The organism is Collinsella aerofaciens, from assembly GCF_039752985.1.
Taxonomy (GTDB): Bacteria; Actinomycetota; Coriobacteriia; order Coriobacteriales; family Coriobacteriaceae; genus Collinsella; species Collinsella aerofaciens_BT.
Window position 1 is genome coordinate 21533 of record NZ_JBDMHA010000024.1, and the last position, 6000, is coordinate 27532.

The following is a 6000-nucleotide window of genomic DNA, read 5'->3' on the forward strand; positions in this document are numbered from 1 at the left end:
TGTAACATCTAGACGGCAATATCGGCTCCAGATGTTACAGATCGAGACGTTCCCGAACGGCACCAGCTCTTTGTCTCAATCTGTAACATCTAAGTCCAATTTTGCCGAGTTACTGTTATAGATCTAGACAAACCGCCGCAGACGCCCATCACAGCACAGACCACCACAAAGGTGCCTGTCCCCTTTCTCAGTGGCGATTCGAACACTTGTTCTATACGCACACATGTTCTATAGTAGAGGTGCTTGCATCGAACTGAAATTGCAACTAGAATATAGTTGCAGAATGTGAGGCGGGATGACTCGATCCGATAAACTCATCGCCCAGCTGCTTAGCTGTCCTTCAACGTATAGATTTGCTGACTTTCTTAAAGTTATGGCTTCATATGGCTTTGAAATGGGCAGCAAAGGCAAGACATCCGGATCGCGCGTTCGCTTCTACAGGCCATCAGATGGCAGGATGTTCGTAATGCACGCGCCTCATCCATCTGACGAATTGACAGCGGGGACCATTCGAAACATCGTTCGCTTTCTGCAAGATGTCGGAGGTAGTCATGAGTAACGTTTTGGCATACAAGGGTTATTTCGCCCCGGTCGAGTTCGATGCCGAACAGCATGTGCTAACAGGTATGGTCGCCGGCATTAGGGATGCAATCGTATTTGAAGGCTCCACGGCTGAAGAAGTGGAGCAATGCTTCCACGACGCCGTCGACGATTACCTTGAGTTTTGCGCCGAGAAGGGCAAGGAACCCGAGCGGGCTTTTAAGGGCTCGTTCAACGTAAGAACGGGCTCTGAGCTCCACAAGCAAGCAGCGCTGGCAGCAGCAAAGAAGGGTGAGTCACTCAATAAGTTTGTGACTGAAGCGATCGCTGCGGCGCTGTGAAGCCAACGTCGAGTCGAAGCCGCCACACAGGGCGCCTTTGTGGCGGCTTCGACGTTTGCCCAGATAAAACCTGTCAGAATAAACCTGTCCCTTTTTGGTAGGTTTGGGAGAGGGAGCCGGGATGGACAAGGCTGAGTTGCGGCGAGCGGTGATTGCTCGGCGCGATGCTCTTGATTTGGACTTGCAGGCGGCGAAGTCTGCTGATATCTGTGCGCGGCTGGTTGATCTGCTGGGCCGCTTGGATGCCGCGGCGCCGCACACCGTTGCCGTCTATGCCGCGATGGGTTCCGAAGTCGACCCAGCCGCGTTTGCCGCAGCTGCCGCCAAACGCGGCTGGCGCGTGGCCTATCCGTGCATGCTCTCGGCAGCCGAAGCCGCAGCTTGTGGCCAGCGCATGTGCATGCGGGCAGTTGCTGCCGGCGACGCGGACGCGGCCCCGTTTATCGCCCACCCCACGCAGGCCTTTGCGGCCACGGACATCGACAGCAACCGCTTCCCTATCGTCCCTGCCGAAGCACTCGACATGATCGTCGTGCCGCTCGTGGCCTTCGACCAAACCGGCGCGCGCCTGGGCTACGGCGGCGGTTGTTACGACCGCTACCTGCCTATGCTCTCGCCCGCATGCCAAATCATCGGCATCGCCTTTGACGAGCAGCGTGTCGACCACGTTCCCACCGACGCCCACGACCTGCCGCTACCCCACATCATCAGCGCCTAACGGCTGGTGCACCTCCCGGCGGCCTAGTGCTCCTCGCCGGCGCGGGCCAGGTCGTAGGGCGTGGTCTGGTAGACGTAGTAGTTGAGCCAGTTGGTGTAGAACAGCTGAGCCTGGCTGCGCCAGACGTTGCGCGGCTCGGCGGTGGGGTCGTCACCCGGAAAGTAGTGCGCCGGCACCTGAGGGTTGAGGCCGCGCTTCACGTCGCGCTCGTACTCCAGGCGCAGCGTGTCGGTATCGTACTCGGGATGGCCAAAGACAAAGAAGCGACGGCTGTCGGTCGACTTGACGATATACAGGCCCACCTCGTCGGACACGGCCACGACCTCAAGCTGCGGCTCGGCCTCCACGTCCTCGCGGCGCACATCGGTGTTGCGCGAATGCACGGCATAGAAACGGTCGTCGAAGCCGCGGACCAGCGGGCTTTGCGGCTTCACCAGATAATGCTCGAACACGCCGCTCGCCTTTGCCGGCAGATCGTACTTTTGGATACCGTAATGATGGTAGAGCCCCGCCTGCGCGCCCCAACAAATGTGCAGCGTAGAGTGCACGTGCGTAGTGGACCAATCCATGATCTGGCAGAGCTCGGGCCAGTAGTCGACCTCCTCGAACGGCATCTGCTCCACCGGCGCGCCCGTGATGATCAGGCCGTCGTAGTGGATGTCGCGGATGTCGTCGAACGTGCGGTAAAACGTCTCCAGGTGGCCGGCGCTCACGTGCGTGGCCTCGTGCGTCTTAGTGCGCAGCAGGTCCACCTCCACCTGCAGCGGCGTGTTGGAGAGCTTGCGCATGATCTGCGTCTCGGTGGCGATCTTGGTGGGCATGAGGTTGAGGATGAGCACGCGCAGCGGCCGGATGTCCTGGTGCAGCGCGCGGTACTCGGTCATGACAAAGATGTTCTCGCTCTCGAGCTGCGCGGCGGCAGGGAGGGCGTCGGGAATACGAATGGGCATGGATGCTCCTTACGAGTCAGTTGCAGCTATGGTACAACGACCGGCCCCATCCGCGCGAGCGCATCGCCCAGCGATGCCGTCAGCGGCCCAAATCACTCCAAAAGTAGAGATTACGGCATGTCCCAAAAATCTGTGGCGCTTTAGCCTAGCAAAGTGGCAACAGGACGCTACAATGGTTCGACGCGAAAAACTCGGCCGAAAGGATACGTATATGTACCAGACGCGTAAGATCGGTGTGGTCGGCCAGGGCCACGTAGGAGCACATGTCGCCAACAGCCTGCTCATGCAGGGCATTGCCGATGAGCTGTACCTGTGCGATATCAACGAGGCCAAGGTGACGTCCGAGGTCCAGGACCTGCGCGACTCCCTTTCGTTTGTCCCGTACAATACCAAAATCGTCAACTGCTACGACCACTACGAGGAGCTGGCCTGCTGCGACGTCATCGTCAACGCCGCCGGTAAGGTCGCGCTGGCCGCTGGCAACCGCGACGGCGAGCTGTTCTTTACCACCGACGCCGCCCGCACCTTTGCCAAGCGCATCGTCGATGCTGGCTTTGACGGCATCTTTGTGAGCATCTCCAACCCCTGCGACGTCGTGTGCACCGAGCTGTGGCACCTGACCGGCTACGATCCCAAGAAGATCATCGGCTCGGGCTGCGGCCTGGACTCCGCCCGCCTGCGCACCGAGATCTCCAAGAAGGTCGGTGTGAGCCCCAAGTCCATCGACGCCTACATGATCGGCGAGCATGGCTTTAGCCAACTGGCAGCCTTTAAGGCCGCGACCATCGCCGGCAAGAGCCTTAACGAGCTTCAGGCCGAGAACCCCGACAAGTACGCCTTTGACCACATGGAGGTCGAGGAGCTTGCGCGCAAGGGCGGCTATGTGACCTACCAAGGCAAGCAGTGCACCGAGTACGCCGTCGCCAACTCCGCCGCACGCGTCTGCGCCGCCGTGTTGCACAACGAGCACGCCGTGCTTTCCGCCTCCACGCTTATGACCGGCCAGTATGGCGAGGAGGGCATCTTTACCTCCCTGCCGTGCGTGATCGGTGCTGAGGGCGTCGAGGAGGTCTACACGCTGGACCTGTCCGAGTACGAGCTCGAGGGCTTCCACAAGAGCTGCCAGCACATTCGCGACAACATCGCCCAGCTCGACTGGTGGGACGCCGAGGCCTACGACGCAAAGTAGGCCGTTGGCTGCCGCAACCTTGCGAATCTAGGCGCGATACTAAGCGGGCCGCGCCGGAAATTCCCAGCGCGGCCCGCTTTTTTGACTCACGCAGTGCCCTTGCGAATCGAAGGTGAATGTTTTTCCGCGAAGTGAACGAGCAAAAACGAGCCCCCGAAGCATCGACACTTTTCAGACACCGTTTCCTGCGGTTTCGCCGAGTTTTTCCTGCAGTTTTGGCGTCAAAAAGTGTCGATGCTTCGGGGGTCCAAAATAAGTCGTTCACTTCGCGGAAAAACATTCACCTTCGTTTTCGCGCAGACACGAATCCGGCCACCATAACGCAAAACGGGGCCCGCGCGCAGCGCAGACCCCGTCAAAAAAGATAATTCCCGGTGCCTAGTACTGCTCGATGCCCATGTAGCGACGAATCTCGGGGCTGTGGTCAAACACCTTGCCACGGGCGGCGCGCAGCTCGCAGCTCATGTTGTAGAAGAAGATCGGCTCCAGGTACGAACGCACGCTGGCGGGCACCTCGCCCACGCCGTACTCGAGCGCATCGAGCACCATGACCGTATCGGTGTGCGTGTTGAGGAACGCGAGCGCACGCTCCTCCATGGGGCGGCACTCGCCCGATCCGAGCTGCACAAAGTAGAACACGCCGGGCTCGGTGGCCTCAAACGGGCCGTGGAAGTACTCGCCGGAGTGGATATAGCAGCAGTGCTGCCACTGCATCTCCATAAGCGAGCAGATGGCCATAGCGTAGGTCTGGCTAAAGTTGGGGCCGGAACCCAGGATATAGAAGAACTCGTGCTGCTGGCAGAGCTCGGCAAAGCGATCGCCCAGCTCGGCGTTGACCTTCTCGCGGGCAGCGGGCAGCAGCGCATCCATCTGCTTAAGGCCGGCGTACATGTCGGCAAGCGCCTCGTAGCCCTCCTGCTGGTCGAGCAGTTCGGCGGCGATCAGAGCGCCGATACCCTGCGGTACCTCGGCCTGCGGCACGCCCTCGCCCCAGGGGTAGACCCAGGTGGTCCACTTGCCGTTGTCGATCTTTGAGCCCTCGCAGTCGGTGAGGGCGACAACCTCGGCGCCGGCGGCCAGCGCCATCTCGCAGCCGTCGACGACCTCCTGTGTATTGCCGCTATGGCTGCAGGCGATGACGAGCGACTTCTCGCCAAGGCTCTTGGGGGCCATCAGGCAAAACTCGCGTGCCGTGTAGACCGTCGAGGAAAACGTGGTGGCCTCGCGCTTGAGCAGCTCGTTGGCCGGCATCAGGTCGATCATCGAACCGCCGCAGGCGATCCAAAAGACATTCTCAATCTTGCCCTTGCGCTCGATAATTTCCTGAATCAGATCGTGTGCGTTCATGGTGATACTCCTCCTTGTGTGGCGGTTTTGAACGACGTCAGCTCGTACCTGCGGTCGTTCTATGTTGTCCTATTTATAGCACGCATGACGACGCCCGTGAAGCCATCTCACCAAATTTGTTCTATATCGTTCTATCTGTGGACGTTAGATGTCGAACACGTAGCGCGAACCCACGATCTTTTGGCGTCCGAGCAGCAAGGGCCGCTCGTCCTCATCGGTAAAGTACGCCTCCATATAGAAGAGCGGCTCACCGACCGGCACCTCCAGCAGCGAGGCCGCCTGAGCATCGGCAAGCGCAATCTCCACAGTACAGGGGTCGGACTTGAGCGGCGCGCGGCCCGAATGCTCGGCAACGAGCGCAAAGATGGAATTGTCCGTGAGATCCTTGTCGGCAAGCGTCTGCAGATAGGGATGGTCAGCCAGCACAAAAGCGTTGTTTTCGAGCATGACGGGCACGCCGTCTGCCGTGCGCACGCGCTCGACAACGATGAGCTCGCAGCCGGGTTCCACCCCAAAAAACGCCGCGTCCTCGCGCGTCGCCGCAACCACCGTGCGCGACACCAGGCGTGCTCCGGCCGCCATGTCGTTGGCAGCGCAACCCTCGGAAAAGCTCTGAACGTCACCCTTCTGGACAATCTTGCGCTTAAGCTTGGGCGCACACACAAACGTGCCCCTCCCCTGCTGGCGGTTGAGATACCCCGCGCGCGACAGCTCCTCGATGGCGCGGCGCACGGTGATGCGTCCCACGCCGTAGTACTTCGCGAGCTCCATCTCGGAAGGAATGCGCGAGCCGGATGCGTACACGCCACGCGCGATCTCACCTTTTAGGTCGTCCATAACCTGCTGGTACAGCGGCACGGCGGACACCTCAGTGCGCTCGGTTTTATTGTCGGATGCCATCGTTATGCTCCATTC

The 6000-nt window shown here is 60.1% G+C and carries 7 protein-coding genes; 4 read left to right on the top strand and 3 right to left on the bottom strand.

The annotated features are described in order from the left end of the window. Nucleotides 1-295: 295 nt before the first annotated feature. The 3 genes from ABHR76_RS10105 to ABHR76_RS04650 all read left to right on the top strand — a co-directional run bounded on the left by ABHR76_RS10105 (nucleotide 296) and on the right by ABHR76_RS04650 (nucleotide 1599). Entirely contained in the window at nucleotides 296-559 is a 264-nt protein-coding gene (locus ABHR76_RS10105) for a type II toxin-antitoxin system HicA family toxin (protein ID WP_195404613.1), read from the top strand. After that, nucleotides 552-881 (top strand): type II toxin-antitoxin system HicB family antitoxin, encoded by a 330-nt coding sequence (locus ABHR76_RS04645; RefSeq protein ID WP_022094981.1) that lies wholly within the window; start codon nucleotides 552-554, stop codon nucleotides 879-881. The genes ABHR76_RS10105 and ABHR76_RS04645 overlap by 8 nt, the downstream gene beginning before the upstream one ends. A 121-nt stretch (nucleotides 882-1002) precedes the next feature. Then, nucleotides 1003-1599: a 5-formyltetrahydrofolate cyclo-ligase gene (locus ABHR76_RS04650; protein WP_195404612.1), complete on the top strand. Its 597-nt coding sequence runs from the start codon at nucleotides 1003-1005 to the stop codon at nucleotides 1597-1599. Between the two features lie 23 nt (nucleotides 1600-1622). Here the strand turns inward: ABHR76_RS04650 and metA are convergent, their stop codons facing one another. Beyond that, complete coding sequence (gene metA, locus ABHR76_RS04655; protein WP_006235124.1) at nucleotides 1623-2549, bottom strand: homoserine O-acetyltransferase MetA; 927 nt, start codon at nucleotides 2547-2549, stop codon at nucleotides 1623-1625. Nucleotides 2550-2760: 211 nt separating this feature from the next. Here metA and ABHR76_RS04660 point away from each other — a divergent pair, with 211 nt between their 5' ends. Next, entirely contained in the window at nucleotides 2761-3738 is a 978-nt protein-coding gene (locus ABHR76_RS04660; protein WP_118066164.1) for an L-lactate dehydrogenase, read from the top strand. 378 nt (nucleotides 3739-4116) lie between these two features. Here ABHR76_RS04660 and ABHR76_RS04665 read toward each other — a convergent pair whose 3' ends face one another. Together ABHR76_RS04665 and ABHR76_RS04670 are read right to left on the bottom strand one after the other, a co-directional pair. Beyond that, on the bottom strand, nucleotides 4117-5085 hold the full coding sequence (locus ABHR76_RS04665) for an SIS domain-containing protein (protein ID WP_346976949.1): 969 nt from the start codon (nucleotides 5083-5085) through the stop codon (nucleotides 4117-4119). 144 nt (nucleotides 5086-5229) lie between these two features. Continuing rightward, nucleotides 5230-6000 (bottom strand): GntR family transcriptional regulator (locus ABHR76_RS04670; protein ID WP_346976950.1); only part of this gene is annotated, 771 nt, incomplete at its 5' end.